At 29.9% G+C, this 17652-nt stretch carries 16 protein-coding genes and 1 tRNA gene; 16 read left to right on the top strand and 1 reads right to left on the bottom strand.

Annotated elements, in window-relative coordinates:
• The first annotated feature begins 3 nt into the window (after positions 1–3).
• The 15 genes from VJY32_RS07225 to VJY32_RS07155 all read left to right on the top strand — a co-directional run bounded on the left by VJY32_RS07225 (position 4) and on the right by VJY32_RS07155 (position 16802).
• Positions 4–1104 carry a glycosyltransferase family 9 protein gene (locus VJY32_RS07225; RefSeq protein WP_353677235.1) on the top strand — a complete coding sequence of 367 codons (1101 nt, stop codon included), beginning with the start codon at positions 4–6 and terminating at the stop codon, positions 1102–1104.
• A complete protein-coding gene (locus VJY32_RS07220; RefSeq protein ID WP_353677234.1) occupies positions 1101–2651 on the top strand; it encodes a Ppx/GppA phosphatase family protein in 1551 nt (516 codons plus the stop codon). Before VJY32_RS07225 ends, VJY32_RS07220 begins: the two co-directional genes overlap by 4 nt.
• A 137-nt stretch (positions 2652–2788) precedes the next feature.
• The gene (asnS, locus tag VJY32_RS07215; RefSeq protein WP_353677233.1) at positions 2789–4087 is read left to right on the top strand and encodes an asparagine--tRNA ligase; all 1299 of its coding nucleotides are present in this window, start codon (positions 2789–2791) and stop codon (positions 4085–4087) included.
• Positions 4088–4603 carry an NADH-quinone oxidoreductase subunit J family protein gene (locus tag VJY32_RS07210; protein ID WP_353677232.1) on the top strand — a complete coding sequence of 172 codons (516 nt, stop codon included), beginning with the start codon at positions 4088–4090 and terminating at the stop codon, positions 4601–4603.
• Between the two features lie 19 nt (positions 4604–4622).
• Entirely contained in the window at positions 4623–4931 is a 309-nt protein-coding gene (gene nuoK / locus VJY32_RS07205; RefSeq protein WP_353677231.1) for an NADH-quinone oxidoreductase subunit NuoK, read from the top strand.
• A gap of 6 nt (positions 4932–4937) precedes the next feature.
• Positions 4938–6878, top strand: coding sequence for an NADH-quinone oxidoreductase subunit L (gene nuoL / locus VJY32_RS07200; RefSeq protein WP_353677230.1), 1941 nt, complete (start codon positions 4938–4940; stop codon positions 6876–6878).
• Positions 6879–6906: 28 nt separating this feature from the next.
• A complete protein-coding gene (locus VJY32_RS07195; RefSeq protein WP_353677229.1) occupies positions 6907–8433 on the top strand; it encodes an NADH-quinone oxidoreductase subunit M in 1527 nt (508 codons plus the stop codon).
• Positions 8434–8447: 14 nt separating this feature from the next.
• On the top strand, positions 8448–9881 hold the full coding sequence (locus VJY32_RS07190) for an NADH-quinone oxidoreductase subunit N (RefSeq protein WP_353677228.1): 1434 nt from the start codon (positions 8448–8450) through the stop codon (positions 9879–9881).
• A gap of 459 nt (positions 9882–10340) precedes the next feature.
• Positions 10341–11906: an NAD(P)H-hydrate dehydratase gene (locus VJY32_RS07185; RefSeq protein WP_353677227.1), complete on the top strand. Its 1566-nt coding sequence runs from the start codon at positions 10341–10343 to the stop codon at positions 11904–11906.
• A complete protein-coding gene (locus VJY32_RS07180; RefSeq protein ID WP_353677226.1) occupies positions 11872–12312 on the top strand; it encodes a VanZ family protein in 441 nt (146 codons plus the stop codon). Before VJY32_RS07185 ends, VJY32_RS07180 begins: the two co-directional genes overlap by 35 nt.
• Positions 12313–12409: 97 nt before the next feature.
• Positions 12410–13069, top strand: coding sequence for an energy transducer TonB (locus VJY32_RS07175; RefSeq protein WP_353677225.1), 660 nt, complete (start codon positions 12410–12412; stop codon positions 13067–13069).
• A 101-nt stretch (positions 13070–13170) separates the two neighbouring features.
• A complete protein-coding gene (locus tag VJY32_RS07170) occupies positions 13171–13977 on the top strand; it encodes an ABC transporter ATP-binding protein (protein ID WP_353677224.1) in 807 nt (268 codons plus the stop codon).
• Complete coding sequence (locus tag VJY32_RS07165; protein ID WP_353677223.1) at positions 13974–14999, top strand: YdcF family protein; 1026 nt, start codon at positions 13974–13976, stop codon at positions 14997–14999. The genes VJY32_RS07170 and VJY32_RS07165 overlap by 4 nt, the downstream gene beginning before the upstream one ends.
• A gap of 53 nt (positions 15000–15052) precedes the next feature.
• Positions 15053–15535, top strand: coding sequence for a transcription antitermination factor NusB (gene nusB / locus VJY32_RS07160; RefSeq protein WP_353677222.1), 483 nt, complete (start codon positions 15053–15055; stop codon positions 15533–15535).
• Positions 15498–16802 (top strand): MFS transporter, encoded by a 1305-nt coding sequence (locus VJY32_RS07155; protein ID WP_353677221.1) that lies wholly within the window; start codon positions 15498–15500, stop codon positions 16800–16802. The genes nusB and VJY32_RS07155 overlap by 38 nt, the downstream gene beginning before the upstream one ends.
• On the opposite strand, the gene VJY32_RS07150 is transcribed toward VJY32_RS07155, so the two are convergent.
• Positions 16799–17473 (bottom strand): M50 family metallopeptidase, encoded by a 675-nt coding sequence (locus VJY32_RS07150; RefSeq protein ID WP_353677220.1) that lies wholly within the window; start codon positions 17471–17473, stop codon positions 16799–16801. The genes VJY32_RS07155 and VJY32_RS07150 overlap by 4 nt on opposite strands.
• Positions 17474–17557: 84 nt before the next feature.
• On the opposite strand from VJY32_RS07150, the gene VJY32_RS07145 reads away from it, so the two are divergent.
• Positions 17558–17630 (top strand) — tRNA-Gly (locus VJY32_RS07145).
• The last annotated feature ends 22 nt before the right edge of the window (positions 17631–17652 follow it).

The following is a 17652-nucleotide window of genomic DNA, read 5'->3' as shown; positions in this document are numbered from 1 at the left end:
TAAATGTCCCGTCAAAATTTATTTTTGAAATTCTTAATTGATATTCTGCGCAAAAATTTTTCTGAAGAAGAAAAACAAGATTACATTTTAGGTAATCCAAAAAATTTTTTAATCGTGCGGCAGCATAATCAATTTGGAGATATGCTTGCAAGCACCTCATTGTTTAGAGCAATAAAAGAAAAATTCCCCGAATCTAAAATCACTTTGATTGCAAGTCCTGAAAATTACTTTGCTGTTACAAAAAACAATTTGATAGATGAATTATTTGTTTTCAAAAAAAAGAAATTATTTAACTTTTTTTATTTGTTACATTTAATTAAAATTTTGAAAAAAGAATATGATGTTGCAATTGTTCCTGCAACAGTAGCAATTTCAAAAACAAGTTGCATATTGGCGGCTTTTTCTAAATCAAAGATAAAAATTGGTCCTGCTTCGTTAGACAATAATGAAAATCCCTTTGCTTTTCTTTTTAATTATAGAATTAATTTGAACTGGAAGAAAAATCCCGATGCTCATGTATCGGATTTTATTCTTGATATAGTTAAACCATTTGGGATTACAACTCAAAACTTTCGTTCACATATAGTATTTACAAAAGATGATGAAAAAGAAGTAAATAAATTTATTTCCAAAATGAATTTATATGATTATGAATATTTAATCGGCTTTCATGTAGGAGCTGGAAAATCACAGAATAGATGGCCTCTTGATAAGTTCATTAATTTAATTTATTTGCTCAATGAGAAATACAAAATTAAAATCTATTTTACAGGAAGTAATGCTGATAAAAATGAAATTTCTTACATAAAGAAAAATTTGAAGATTGATGCAAAATATTTTTTGAATAAACCAATACCTCAGCTTGCTGCTTTAATTTCAAGAAGTGATTTATTCATAACAAATGATACAGGTGTTATGCATGTAGCTGGTTCAACCGATACACCACAAATTTCAATTTTTGGTCCAACTAATCCTTTCAACTGGGCACCTGTTGGAGCAGAAAAATATTTTATTCGTAAATCCGAATTAATTTCTGATGTTAATGAAGAAGATGTATTCAATATTTGCAAATTAATACTGGAAAAAGGGAAGAATAAAATATGAAAGGACAAAATTTAGCTGCAATAGATCTCGGAACAAATTCATTTCATCTGATAGTTGTAAAAATTGTTGAAAACGGGAATTTTGAAATTATAGATAGAGAAAAAGAAGTAATTAGATTAGGCGAGGGAAGCGGAGGTGACATAAAAGTTATATTACCGGAAGCAATCGAGCGAGCAATAAATTGTTTGAAAAGATTTAAAGGTATTGCAGAATCTTACAATGCAAAAATTCGCGCTGTGGCTACAAGTGCAGTAAGAGAAGCTCATAATAAAAACGAATTTATTCAAATGGTTAATAAAGAAGTTGGAATTGAAATTGAAGTTATAAGTGGTTTTGAAGAAGCCCGATTGATTTATCTCGGTGCATTAAAAGCATTACCAATTTTTAATAAAAAAGTTCTGCTAATTGATATTGGTGGAGGAAGCACAGAATTTTTAATAGGAGAAAAAGGGAACCCAATTAATTCTTTCAGTCTAAAAATTGGAGCTGTTAGATTTTCACAAAAATTTTTCCCGGATTATATCCTATCCGATACACGAATTAAAGAATGCCAGGAATGGGTTAAAGGTGAAATTTATCCAATTGTTCATCATCTATTGAATGAAGGATTTGAATTAGCAATTGGTTCCTCGGGAACAATTTTGTCTACAGCGCAAATGATTAATGCATTAAAAAAAGGGAACTCAAATTCAATTGTTAATCTCAACAATTTTGTTTTTAATAAATATGAATTAGAAAAAATTACTGATGAGATTCTTAAAAGAAAAACTCCTGATAAAAGAAAAAAAATTCCTGCAATGGATGAAAAAAGAGCTGATATAATTCCAGCAGGAATAATTATTCTCAAAACAATTTTTGATTTATTGAATATTCAGGAGATGACAATTTCAAATTATGCATTAAGAGAAGGAATTATAATTGATACACTTCAAAAACATAGTTCAGAATCAAATAAACCAATTCTTTCAGATATAAGAAAGGAATCAGTTAAACAACTTGCTGAAAAGTGTAATTATGATAAAGTGCATTGCGAACATGTAGCAAAATTAGCACTTCAGCTGTATGATAACTTAAAAATTCTTCATCAATTAGATAATGAAAACAGAGAACTGCTGGAGGCAGCTGCAATTCTTCATGATGTTGGATATAATATTTCACATGCAAATCATCATCATCATAGTTATTATCTGATTAAAAATAGTGAGCTTCTTGGCTTCAACGAAAATGAAATTGATATAATAGCACACACAGCAAGATATCATCGAAAAAGTCATCCCAAACCAAGTCATATTGAATTTGAAATGTTACCGGGAAAAACAAAACAAATTATTAAAAAGTTATCTGCTATTTTAAGAATTGCTGATTCTTTTGATAGAACTCATCGCCAGATAATAAAAAATATTAAAGCCGAAGTTAAAGGTGAAGAAGTTATTCTTCATCTTGAATGTGATGAAACATTAAAACCTGATATTGAAATTTGGAATTTTGATAGGCGCAAAGGATTATTTGAAGAAGTCTTTAAAAAAAATATTAAAGTAAGCATCTGAATTACTTATTGATTAATTGTGTTTTAGTATAATAAAAAATTTTTATAAGTATTTTAATGAAAGATAAATCATTGTTTTTGCATAATAGACAATCTCTTAGTTATATTTGAAAAAATAAATTCGAGAATTTCCAGATAATGAGACCTGCTGTTTATATTAAAGACTTATCAAAACATGTCGGGGAAGAAGTAACACTTAAAGGTTGGCTTTATAATAAAAGGTCAAGTGGAAAAATCAAATTTTTAATTTTACGTGATGGTTCTGGTTATACTCAATGTGTAGTTGTAAAAAATAATGTGAGTGACGAAGTATTTGAAATAGCAGACAAAATTACACAGGAATCATCATTTGAAGTAAAAGGAAAAGTTCGAGCAGAAAGTCGAGCAATTGGCGGTTATGAACTTGATGTAACAGACCTTAAGTTAATCTCTCTTTCCCAGGAATATCCAATTACACCTAAAGAGCATGGTATAGAATTTCTAATGGACAATCGCCATCTTTGGGTGCGCTCTAAAAAACAAGTTGCAATCTTAAAAATTCGTCATCGTATTGTAAAAGCTATTAGAGATTTTTTTGATTCACATGGATTCACTCTTTTTGACCCACCAATTATAACACCAAATGCCTGCGAAGGCACTTCTACTTTATTTGAACTGGATTACTTTGATTTAGGTAAAGCTTATTTAACACAGTCAGGACAACTTTATGCTGAAAGTGGTGCAATGGCTCTTGGTAAAGTATATTCTTTTGGTCCAACATTTAGGGCTGAAAAATCAAAAACGAGAAGACACCTTACAGAATTCTGGATGGTTGAACCAGAAATGGCTTTCTATGATTTGAATGATAATATGGACCTTGCTGAAGAATTTCTGGAATATGTTGTTCAAACAGTTCTTGAAGATAAGAAAGAAGAACTAAAAGAACTTGAACGAGATACTTCAAAACTTGAAAAAGTTGTTCGTCCTTTTCCAAGAATAACTTATGATGAAGCAGTAGAAATTCTTAAAAAGAATGGTATCGATTTTCAATGGGGCAACGACTTTGGCGGTGGAGATGAAACAATTATTTCAGAACAGTTTGATAGACCTGTTATGGTACATCATTATCCTGCAGAAGTAAAAGCATTTTATATGAAACGAGACCCTGAAAATCCTAAACTTGCTTTAGCTGTGGATGTTCTGGCTCCAGAAGGTTATGGAGAAATTATTGGTGGAAGTCAACGCGAAGATGATTTGAATTTGTTAATCGAAAGAATAAAGGAACATAATCTGCCACAAGAATATTTTGAATGGTATCTTGATTTAAGAAGATATGGTTCGGTGCCTCATTCTGGTTTTGGCCTCGGCCTTGAAAGAACAGTAAGCTGGATTTGTGGCCTTGAACACTTAAGAGAAGCAATTCCATTCCCAAGAATGATTTACAGGAATACACCATAAATGAATTTGCAAATTTTACTTTTTGTAATTCTTTCTTTGATAGCTGCAGTTTCTTCTGTAATGATGATAACAAGAAGAAATGCAGTAATCAGTGCTTTATTTCTTATATTAAATTTCTTTGCACTGGCTGGTCTTTACTTATTGTTAAATGCACAATTTATTGCTGTTGTTCAGATTATAGTTTATGCCGGTGCAATTATGGTTCTTTTCTTATTTGTAATTATGTTGTTAAGAACAGACAATGAACCATCAATATTAAATAACAATAAATCATTAAAATATTTTGCTATAGCACTTGGTATTTTTGTATTCATTCAAGTTGCATATTTGATTTCTTATGGAAGACCTTCAAGAAAATTAACTCCTAATGAGGAATTGAGTGTCAATATCGGAACTATACAAAATATTGGCAAAGAATTGTATACAAACTATTTTATTCCTTTTGAAGTAGCTGGATTTTTGTTGCTTGCTGCAACAATTGGAGCAATAATTCTTGCAAAGAAAAAATTTGAGTAACTAAAATTATGGAATAAGTATGTCATCAATTCCAATTGAATATTACTTAATATTAAGTGCTTTTATGTTTATTGTTGGTGTAATTGGCGTGTTGATTAGAAGAAATGCAATTGTAGTTTTTATGTGTATTGAACTAATGCTCAACTCAGCTAATTTAGCATTGGTTACTTTTTCATCTTATCTCGGAAATTCGGCTGGACAGGTTTTTGTATTTTTTGTTATGACAGTAGCAGCTGCCGAAGCGGCAGTAGGACTGGCAATTATTATTGCTATATTTAGAAATAAAATGACAGTGAACATTGACGAAATAAATATCTTTAAATGGTAATTGCTGATGATTAATTACATTTACCTTGCAGTAATTTTTCCATTAATTGGATTTTTAATTAATGGACTTATAGGCAAAAAAATAAAAAATGAAATTATTATAGGAATTATTGGAAGTTCTACAGTTGGCTTATCTTTCATAATTTCTTTAGGTGCATTTCTACAAACATTGTCATTGCCTGTTGACCAAAGAGCAAATACTGTAGAATTATTTACCTGGCTTTCAGCAAATGGATTAAATATAAAATTTGCTTATCTTGTAGATCAGCTCTCTTTAACAATGTCTTTAATTGTAACCGGAGTAGGATTTTTAATCCATGTTTATTCAATTGGTTACATGCATGGCGATAGAGGATTCTGGAGATTTTTTGCATATCTTAATCTTTTCATCTTTTCAATGATGAACTTAGTTTTAGGAGATAATTTTGTCGTTCTATTTCTCGGTTGGGAAGGAGTTGGACTTTGTTCTTATTTATTAATAGGATTTTGGTATGACAAAAAATTTGAAAAAAGTACAACAGCTGATGCAGCTAAGAAAGCTTTTATTGTAAATAGAATTGGCGACTTTGGCTTTTTACTCGGCATCTTCTTGATTTATCTTACATTCGATTCTCTGAACTTCAACGAAGTATTTTCAAAAGCACAATCATTATCAATAAATGAAACTACTTTTAGTTTAATTGCTCTCTTCCTTTTTATTGGTGCTACTGGTAAATCCGCTCAAATCCCATTATATGTTTGGTTACCCGATGCTATGGCAGGACCTACTCCAGTTTCGGCTTTGATTCATGCAGCTACAATGGTTACTGCCGGTGTTTACATGGTTTCAAGAGCTTCGATATTATTTGCATCTGCTCCTGCAATTATGATGCTAATTGCTGTAATTGGATTATTAACCGCTTTATTTGCTGCTTCAATTGGTTTAGTGCAAAATGATATTAAAAAAGTTCTTGCATATTCAACAATAAGTCAACTTGGATACATGTTTTTAGCTGCAGGTGTTGGTGCTTTTAGCGCATCTATTTTTCATGTCATGACTCATGCATTCTTCAAAGCTTTGCTTTTTCTTGGAGCTGGTTCTGTAATTCATGGTATGCATAATGAACAGAATATTCAAAACTACGGCGGATTAAAAAAATATATGCCTAAGACTTATGCAACTTTTTTAATTGCTGCACTTGCAATCTCCGGATTCCCAGGATTATCAGGATTTTTTAGCAAAGATGAAATTTTATGGTATGCTTATGCAAATGGTGGATTTATCTTCTGGTTGATTGGAGCATTAACAGCAATGTTAACAGCATTTTATGTTTTTAGACTTTTCTCTCTTACATTTTTAGGTAATGAAAGATTTGACCATCATAAATTTCATCCTCATGAATCACCACCAGTGATGACAATTCCTTTAATTATTCTTGCTGTTTTATCTGTTATCGGAGGATATGTAGGAATTCCAGAAATATTTTCCGGAGAAAATGGAAATTTATTCGAAAATTGGCTTGCACCTGTTTATGAACCTGCAGAACAAAAAATAAATCATTATGGTTTTCATACTCATACTCAAGAAATTTTATTGATGACAATTTCTGTAATACTTGCTTTAAGTGCAATCTACTTTGCTCTTTATGTGTACACAAAAAATAAAAATATTGCAGAAAATATTTCTAATAGATTCCGAAAATTTTATAATCTTTTGTTCAATAAATATTATGTCGATGAAATTTATGATGCTGTAATAGTCAAACCAATAGTAACTGGTTCAGAGAAAGTTTTATGGAAATTTACTGATTCATTTATAATTGATGGAATTGTAAATGGAATTGCTAAAATAATAGCAATAATTTCTGAATCTATAAGAAAAATACAAACTGGAATAGCGCAGCTTTATGCGCTGGTAATTGTTGCCGGAATTGCAGCAGTTCTTTTATGGATTATATTTACTTTATAAAAACTAAACCCAAGTATTGATGGAAAATATGCAGGAAAATCTAATTTTAACATCTTTACTCATAATTCCTATAGTAGGAAGTTTGTTTGTTCTTTTTTTTGATGAAGAACAGAAAAAAATTATTCGATGGTTTGGATTTATTGTTTCTATAATTGCATTTATTATTTCATTAATTGCATATAATCAATTTAATCCCGCCGAACCGCAATTTCAGCTAATTCATAAAGTGTTGTGGATAAAAAGTTTGAATATTAGCTATCATGTAGGTATTGATGGAATATCATTGATATTGATTTTACTTACTACATTTTTAACCCCTTTAACACTTCTTTCCACATGGAAAGCAATAGATAAAAATGTAAAAATGTTTACATTCTCTATGCTTTTGCTCGAAGCCGGTATGCTTGGTGTATTTATGTCGCTTGATATTTTTCTATTTTACATTTTCTGGGAAGCAATGCTAATCCCGATGTATTTTATAATTGGAATATGGGGTGGTGAAAGAAGAATTTATGCATCTATAAAATTTTTTCTTTACACAATGCTTGGAAGTTTGTTGATGCTAATTGCAATTATATGGCTTGCTGTTTATGCTTCAAGTCAAACAGGGATGTTTACAACAAATCTAATAGATTTATATAAAGTTGGTCCTACTATTTCTCGAAAAATACAGAACTGGATGTTTCTTGCTTTCTTCTTAAGTTTTGCAATAAAAGTTCCAATTTTTCCACTACATACATGGCTGCCTGATGCACATGTCGAAGCTCCAACTGCTGGTTCAGTAATTTTAGCAGGAGTTTTGCTTAAAATGGGAACATATGGATTGGTTCGATTTTGTTTACCATTATTTCCACAAGCAGCTGTGCATTTTGCTTCTTTTATTTCCATTCTTGCAGTAATTGGAATTATTTATGGTGCTCTTGTTTCAATGGTTCAACCTGATATGAAAAAACTGGTTGCTTATTCTTCAGTCTCGCATCTCGGTTTTGTTGTTCTTGGAATTTTTGCAATGACTGTAGAATCAACACAAGGGGCAATTATTCAAATGATAAATCATGGATTATCAACTGGAGCTCTCTTCCTTTTAGTTGGTGTACTTTATGAAAGAACACATCACAGAGAAATTGAATACTACGGTGGTATTGCTAAAATAGTTCCTGTCTATTCTACTTTGTTAATGATTGTTTCTTTATCATCAATTGGTTTGCCCGGCCTAAATGGTTTTGTTGGTGAATTTTTAATTTTGCTTGGTTCTTTTAAATCTCAGGTTCTGAATAGCTGGTGGTATACAATTTTTGCCGCAACAGGAGTTATCTTTGCTGCTGTGTATTTATTATGGATGTATCAACGAGTAGTCTTTGGTGAAGTTAAAAATGTAAATCTGTTTCAAGAATTAACTGATATGAATGCTCGTGAATTATTGGTTCTTTTGCCAATTATTTTAATGATTGTGTGGATTGGAATTTATCCTTCTACTTTTTTGAAATTAACTGAAGTTTCAGTTCAAACAATTTTACAAAATGTAAGTATCAACACATTTGATTTTTTGAAATAATCAACTGAGTTACTATGCCAGCAAATACTTCTGAATATTTAATGATTATGCCTTTTATTTTTTTAGGCAGCACAATATTATTTTCTATAATTATAGAAATATCAATAAAAAAGAGTGAAGAAATTCTTCCATGGCTTTCAATAATCTCTTTCTTTATTGTTGCTTTATATTCTTTATTGAATATTAATAATCATGCAATGTTATTTAATGGAATGATGCAGGTTGGCGGGAAATCTGCCATATTTAATTTTATTTTTAATCTTGGGGCAATGCTAATTACGATTAGTTCGATTGATTACATTAAGAAATATGGAACATATTATGGTGAGTATTACATTTTGATTCAGTCCTCTGTATTAGGAATGATGATAATGGCAGGGTCAAACGATTTAATAATGATTTTTCTTGGATTAGAATTAATGTCAATTTGTTTTTATATACTCGCGGGAATTAACAGAAAAAAATTAACTGCAAACGAAGCTTCAATGAAATATTTTTTACTCGGTGCATTTGCTACTGGATTTATTGTTTATGGAATTGCATTAATTTATGGTGCTGCTGGTTCTACCAACATTTCAATTTTAATTTCGAATTTTTCTAATCTATTAACTAATATAATTTTTGTTACAGGATTTATTTTGTTCCTTATCGGTTTCAGTTTTAAGATTGCCGCTGTCCCATTTCACATGTGGGTGCCTGATGTTTATCAGGGTTCAGCTACAACTGTTACAGGCTTGATGTCAACAACAGGGAAAACAGCTGCCTTCAGCGTTTTAATTATAGCATTAACAGCAATCTTTACTCTAAATTCTCCAAATAATTTCAGAAATTATTTTGCTGTTATATCAACTCTTTCTATGTTGTTTGGCAGTATAGTTGCAATATCTCAAAATAATCTAAAAAGAATGCTCGCTTATTCTTCAATTGCTCATGCAGGTTATATGACAATTGGTTTAGCTGCAGGAAATATTAATAGTATAGCTGGAATTATTTTTTATCTTGCTGCATATACTTTTATTAATATTGGGGCTTTCAGTATCATATCAATTGTAGAAGGAGAAAATGACTCTCATATAGATATTGATTCATTCTCGGGGTTGAATTCAAAAAGTCCTGTTCTTGCTGCATTAATGTCTTTATTTATGTTTGCACTTGCAGGTATACCGCCTCTGGCTGGATTTTTCGGTAAGTATTATGTATTTATAGGTGCAATTGAAAGTGGATTAACATGGCTTGCTATTGTTGGGGTTCTATCGAGTGTTATAAGTGTATATTTTTACTTGCGGGTTGTTGTATATATGTACTTCAAAGAACCAGTTCAAAAATTTCAGTTAGAAATTTCGCCGTTGGCTTTAACTTCAGTAATTATCAGTAGTGCATTGGTCTTAATTTTTGGAGTTATGCCAGATATTCTAATGAACATTATTACATCAGTAATTAATTTATAATTTGATTATAAGAAATTATTTTTCTTACTTTTATTTTGATTGAGTTATTTTGTCAAGAAAATCTACCTCTATCTTACTTGATGACTCTTGCTATATATTAAATTAGATATTTTAAGTGGTTTATGAATTTTATGAAATTAAAAATCCAATTACTCAAAAAAATAAATAAAAGATTTGGAATAGTGTTGATTGAAAAGAATAATTAACGGATTTAAGTTAAGATTTGTATTTCTAAATCCAACTTTAACGAATAACTTCATATAATCTATTGCGAAGAAGAAATAATTCTCTTTGAAAAAGTAATTTCATTAAAAACAAAGTGAAGATTTTCCAATTACACAAAACATTATGGAGAATTTTAATTTAGTATTTTTTTTATTAAATACTTTAGAATTACAAAAAGAAATAATGTATTATTGTGTACAATAAATAAGAATTAAAATAAAATCTTATTTCAATATGATTCCATTATACACTACACAACAGGTTCGTGATGCTGATAATTATGCAATCAATACACTTGGAATACCGAGTATTGTATTAATGGAAAATGCTGCAAGAAGCATTTATTCAGCAGTAATTGATTATGCCCAAGAATTCATTAAAAGTAAAACCGTTGGTTTGATTTGCGGGAAAGGGAATAATGGCGGTGATGGTTTTGCTGCTGCACGTCACTTTGTTAATAATGGTTTTAAAGTTTTTGTGATTTCACTTGGGGCAGAGGAAGAATTAAAAGGAGATGCACTAATTAATTTTAGAATTATTAAAAATCTTTTAAATGAATACCCTGAATCGAAATTAATTGTTTATCAAAACATTAAAGATTTATCGTCACTTGATGATTGTGAAATAATAATTGATGCTATGCTTGGGACTGGAAGTAGAGGAGTATTATCAGAACCATACAAAGAAATAGTGGAATATGTGAACAAACTAAACGCTTTCCATGTCGCTGTAGATTTACCAACGGGATTAGATTTAGAAACTGCATCTGGAGAAACAATTTTTAATGCTGATTTAACAATTACACTTTCGGAATTTAAAACTGGATTATTTTATGGCAAAGGATATATCAATTGTGGAAATATAGTAAAAGGTTCTATCGGAATTGGAGAAGAATATTACGAAAAATTAATTGTGAATGATTATCTCATAGAACCTGAAGATGCATTTTCAGGTTTGCCGGTAAAGGATTTAAATATTCATAAATATTCTGCTGGAAAAGTTTTTGTAATTGCAGGTTCATCGAAAATGCCTGGGGCATCGTTTTTTACAACAAATACAATAATGAAATCAGGAGCTGGCGCATGTTTTCTTGCTTTCCCAAATTCATTAAAAATTTTAGCTCAACAAAAAATTGAATCTGCAATTGTTTTCTCTTATGATGATAACGGCAAAGGCTTTTTATCTTCAGATAACTTAAAAGAAATATCAGAAAAAATTGAATGGGCTGATGTAATTGCAATTGGTCCAGGACTTGGAAGGGAAGAAGAAACTCAAATAGCAGTAAGAGAAATATTACGTTCTTATAAATCAAAAAATTTCGTGATTGATGCCGATGCAATATTTGCATTAAAAAATGAGGAATACAAAAAAGTAAATCTTAAAGGCAAAATTTTAACTCCTCATCATAAAGAATTTGCAGATTTAATTGGTATTGAGAGTAAAGATTTAGAAAACAACATTTTGAAAATTGGGAAAGATTTTGCTAAGGAGAATAATTGTTATCTTGTATTGAAAGGAGCCCCAACAATAATTTTTAATCCACAGGGCGAAGCATTTATAAATTCAGCAGGAAATCCAGGGCTTGCAAAATTTGGCTCGGGAGATGTTTTAACTGGAATTATTGCATCATTTCAAGCACAATCAGATGATATTGAAGAAAGTCTTATAAGTGCTGTTTACATTCACAGTCTTGCTGCTGATTTATTATTAAATGAAAAAAGTGAATTTGGTTACACTTCTAATGATTTAATGGAAAAAATTCCTTATGCGATTAAGTTCATTATCAATTCGTTTGTATAAAATCTTAAAATCAAATCCAAATTTATATTTATATCTTCCCTTATGTATTTATTGGATTTTTTTATTTTTTCTAACAACAATTCCTCTAGATGCAGTGCCGCAAATTTTTACATCTCAAGATAAAATTGAACATTTAATAGCCTATTTTATATTATCATTTCTGCTTACTTTGAGTTTACATTTTCAAAAAAAATCTGTAAAGATTTCAAAAAATTACTTAATGTTTACCGTTGTTTTTTTGATTCTTTATGCTACTATTGATGAACTTCATCAGTTTTTTGTGCCCGGTCGTTATTGTGATATTTATGATTGGAGTGCTGATATGATTGGTGGAATAATTGGAATATTTTTATCGAATTCATTTATAAAAGTAAATGCTAATAAAAATGAAATTCAGGAAACATAATTGCAAAGATTAATGTAAAATTTTGCGAATTCATTGACAATTCTTTCCCTATTTCTTAAGTTAGTCATCGCAAAAATGGGGAAAAAGGAGGATTTAAGTGGCTTTAAGGAAAAACCCAAAAGTCGATTTGAGAAGAAAATACCAGAGAGTATTCGAAACTTCAATGATAATTTCTCTGGCATTAATGATAGTTGCCTTTAAGTATTTTCCACAATTTCAAAAAGAAAAAGTGAAACTTGAGGCAGCTCAAGAATTAGTAAATGTTGAAGATGTTGTAAATACTAAACAGGAAAGTGCACCACCTCCGCCACCAAAGCCCCCAATACCTATTGAAGCTCCTTCAGAAGATGTGCTTGAAGATGTAGCAATTAGTGAAACAGAGTTAGATGTAAATGCACAAGTAACGACTGCTCCGCCTCCACCTCCAAAACAGGAAGTTGAAGAAGAAGAAGAAGCTGTGTTCTTTGTAGCTGTAGAAGAACAACCTGAACCTATTGGTGGAATAGAAGCAATTCAACAAAAAATTGTTTATCCAGAAATTGCTAAACGTGCGGGTGTTCAGGGCAGAGTGTTTATAAAAGCATTCGTCAATGAGAATGGTGATGTTGTTAGAGCTGAAGTAATTAAAGGTATTGGTGCTGGCTGCGACGAAGCTGCTATTCAAGCTGTTATGCAAACAAAGTTTAAACCCGGCAGACAAAGAGGTAAACCTGTTAAAGTTCAGGTTTCTATTCCTATAGTATTTAAGCTTCAATAACATAAGGGCGCTTTCAAAGCGCCTTTATGTTATCCGGTATTTCCCAAAATTAATCATCATACTCATTTATATATTATTAATTATAAATTTTGGTAATCAACTTGCTTATTGAAATTGACAATCTGAAGTTTTCTTACAACTCACCCAGCAATCATAACTTTAGTCTTCAAATTCTGAACTGGAAATTAAAAGAAAGAAATTTTACAATTCTACTTGGACCTAATGGAAGCGGAAAATCTACCTTATTAAAAATCTTAATGAAAATTATTGATGATTACACTGGAAGCATTCGATTAGATGGCAAAGAATTAAAAACTTTCTCCCGAAAAGATTATGCAAAACTTGTTGCTTATGTTCCACAGACAATTGTTACTTTGTTTCCTTATTCTGTATATGAAATTGTAATGATGGGCAGAACCCCATATTTAAACCTTCTTGGATTTGAAACAAAAGAAGACAGAAATATTGTTAACGAAATTCTTGAATTGCTTGAAATCAGTCATTTAAGAAAGAAGGGAATTAATGAGATTTCTGGAGGAGAACTTCAACGAGTAATAATTGCTAAAGCATTGGCTCAAAAACCCAGAGTTATTTTATTAGATGAACCTAATGCTCACCTTGATATTGAACATCAGATTTCAATTTTTGATTTGCTTAATAAATTAAAAGAAGAACAAAATCTTACTATACTTGCTGTTTCTCATGATTTGAATTTAGCAGGTATTTATTCAGATGAAATTTCATTTATTGTCGATGGAAGAATTATCATAAGTGGTCCAAAGCAATTAGTTTTTACAGAAGAGAATATTCAAAACGTATTCCATGTTCATACAAAAATATTTAAATCAAGAGAAAAGAATATTTATAATGTATTGATAAATCCAAATACAGGTGATTTATTAAATTGAGTAATAAAAATAATATATTAAATTTTTTTAATATTACTATCATTTTTACTGTCGTTCAATTTATAGGTTTATCTTTTCTTAAGTATTATTTGAATGATATATCAATTTTGTTTTATAAAGTAGATTATATGGGTAATGTTCTCAACATAATTTTTTCGGCTCTCTTATTGATTGGAATTGTTATTCTTAAAGTCAAACAAAAAAACTTTAATAGTGCAAGACATAAATTTTTAGCAACACTTCTGCTGTTATCTGTTATTCTACTAATTCTTGTTTTTCTTTCTGTAAAAGTTTTTACCTATGATGAAAGTACTTATCTCTTTTCTTTTCAGATAAAGAAGGTTTATACTGGATTTTTCTTTATCATCAGCGAAACTTTAATTTTATACTCAATAAATTATGTTTGGGGATTTATATTTGCTTTTGATAAATTACATGAGTTGAGAACATTGGTCAGAACTTCCTTTATGATAATTCTCCTTCTAATCTTTTCAACCTTTTTCGTATGGAATGTAAAGAGATTTAATGAAAATATTAAACCAGATGAACATTATGATTATGCTTTGATTCCAGGGGCTGCAGTCTGGAAAAAAGAAAAACCAAGTCCAATATTTGAAGGAAGAATTCGCAAAGCATTTGAACTTTATCAGGAGAAAAAAATTAATAAAATAATTTTAACCGGTAGCCACGCTCCGGGAGAAATTCCTGAATCTGAAGCAGCTTTTAAATTACTTTTAAGACTGGGAGTTCGTGAAAGTGATATGATTGTTGAAAAGAAAACTTCAACAACAACAGAACAAATTAAATATTTGCAAGATTTTAATAAAAATCTTGACGATAAAAGTAAAATATTAATAATATCAGATAGTTTTCATCTACCACGAATTATTGAGATATGTAAATTTTTTCGATTAAAAACTTTTGCTGTTGCTTCAAACTATAAATTGTCTTTCTCTAAAACTGTTTATTACCGTTTACGTGAAAGTGTGGCTTTACTTTTATTCTGGTTATTTGCTATTTAGTTGTTAAGTTTATTTATCTTTAATATTATTCTAATAAAGAATTAAAGAAAATTATGGCAAAAAAATCGAACAGAAGATTATTGCGTGAAAAAACTCTACAAATTCTTTATGCTTACGAATTAAACGGAGAAGGATTATCTGCCCTTACAGAATTTGTATTGTCAGATTTATCATCACAAACAGATATAGATTTTGCCAAACAATTAATAAATAAAACCATAGCAAATAGAGAAATTCTTGATGAAAAAATTCAAGCTAAAGTTGCTAATTGGGAAATGGATAGAATTGCTCTTATTGATAGAATATTGTTAAGAATTGGTATTGCTGAGTTATTATATTTCCCTGATATCCCTCCAAAAGTAACAATTAATGAAATAATTGAAATAGCAAAAGATTTTTCTACTTCGAATAGCAATAAATTTATAAATGGCATTCTTGATGCAATTTATAACGATCTAAAAAATTCCGGCCAGTTAAACAAATCGGGCAGAGGACTTATTGAAAAATCTTTACCCAAGAAATCTAAAGATTCTTAAAGAGAACGAAAAGTTTCGTGTATTTGTCTGGTCCCTTTTTGATTTTGCCAATACATCATACTCCATCATTGTAGTTACATTTATCTATGCAGTTTATTTTAAGCAGACAGTTGCGGAAGGAAAACCAATTGGTGATTTTTATTGGAGTTTAGGAACAAGTATATCGATGCTTATTACAGCAATAATTTCACCTGTGCTTGGTGCTATTGCAGATTATTCAGCTGGTAAAAAAAGATTTTTACTTTTCTTCACTCTTATTTGTATTGTTTCAACATCATTTCTTTATTTTGTTAATGAGGGGAATGTTTTATCTGGGTTAATTTTGTTCATTCTAGCTAATATTGGGTTTGAAGCAGGATTGGTATTTTATGATTCATTCTTACCTGAAATTACAAAGCCAAAAAATTATGGTAGAGTTAGCGGTTATGGATTTGCAATGGGTTATCTTGGTTCATTTACAACTCTTGCAATTATTTATCCATTTATTCAAAAGCAAATGATTAGAGAAATATTTCCTCTTTCTGCATTAATATTTTTAATCTTTGCAATTCCTTTATTCCTTTTTATAAAGGATTCGAGAAAAAAAGTTGTAAAAGAAAATTCATTTTTTAAGATAGGATTTAGTAGAGTAGTAAATACTATTACCAATCTTAAGAATTATAAAAATCTTGCATTGTTTTTATTGTCATTTTTCTTTTTTATTGAAGGAGTAAATACAGTAATTTATTTTTCAGGAAATTATGCAAGTTCGACATTAAAATTTTCTTTTCAAGAACTTATTGTCTTTTTCATTATTGTTCAAACGACAGCAATATTGGGCTCGTTAATTTTTGGTGTTATCGCAGATTCTTATGGGGCAAAAAAATCATTAATTATCTCACTTATTATCTGGTTGTTTACAATTTTATTAGCATTCCAAACAAGTGAAAAAGAAAGTTTCTTAGTCATTTTGATTTCTAAAAACTTTTCTTTAGACTCTGATACTGTTGTACATTCAAGTTTTTATTTGATTGGATTACTTGCGGGTAGTGTCATGGGGGCAACACAATCCACAAGTAGAAGTATGATGTCAAAATTAACTCCTTTTGATAGAAAAACTGAGTTCTTTGGTTTTTATTCATTTTTTGGGAAAAGCTCCGCAATTGTTGGACCATTAATTTTTGGATTAGTTAGTTATCTAACAGGAACTCAAAAATATGCAATACTATCGATTTGTTTTTTCTTTATTGTTGGTTTAATAATTTTATCATTTGTTAAAGATAATTAATAAAGTTTGTGATTTCTTACAGAAAAAGTTACTAAGAGTATAATCCCGATTAAAGAAATAAAAATCCACAGTAATCCCCAGAAAGTAGAAGATAGCCCGGTGATTTCTGCAATCAAAGAAGCATCGCTTAAATAATTGTTATTGTTAAAAACATCTTCTTTAATATCATATATAACATAAACACAGCTGATTAAACCTATAACTCTAAAAATAAAATTTGCAATATGTACAGGTGCAAATTTATTAATGGCAAAAATAGAGAAAGCAATTATAATTGATATAAAACTGAGTAAATTATCATTCATTGTATTTATTGCGAATAAAAAAACAATAACGGCTATAATGGATAAAATAAAAATTTTCAATTTAGGTTTATAAGTTGAAAAAAATAATGCGGCTCCAAAAAAGAAACTGCCAGGGTATCCAGCAAATGCAATTAAGAATTGATTCCCATCTTCAGTTATACATTTGCCTCCAAGATTAAAATTAATTTCAAGAGCAAGTATTTTTCCTCCAGTAATAATTGCAATTATACCATGACTAATTTCATGTAAAAGGAGAACAAAAAGTTTAATTGGAAAAAATAAGATTGAATCCCACACGAAAAATGAAATAGTGGTTAATAAAAATAAAAGTATGAGTTCGAAGGTATTCTTATTATAAGAAGTCATGTTCGTAATTAATAAAAATTATAGGAAGAAAATTAAGTAAAAGTCTTGAATTAGATTTATGTCATTTCTATTTTTGTAATAGAAGCGGGCGTAACTCAGTTGGTAGAGTAGTAGCTTCCCAAGCTAAATGTCGCGGGTTCGAGTCCCGTCGCCCGCTCAAAAAAATTTTTATGAACTAA

Source organism: Rosettibacter primus (genome assembly GCF_036860675.1).
GTDB lineage: Bacteria > Bacteroidota > Ignavibacteria > Ignavibacteriales > Melioribacteraceae > Rosettibacter > Rosettibacter primus.
This window is presented reverse-complemented; position numbering and strand designations above follow the sequence as displayed.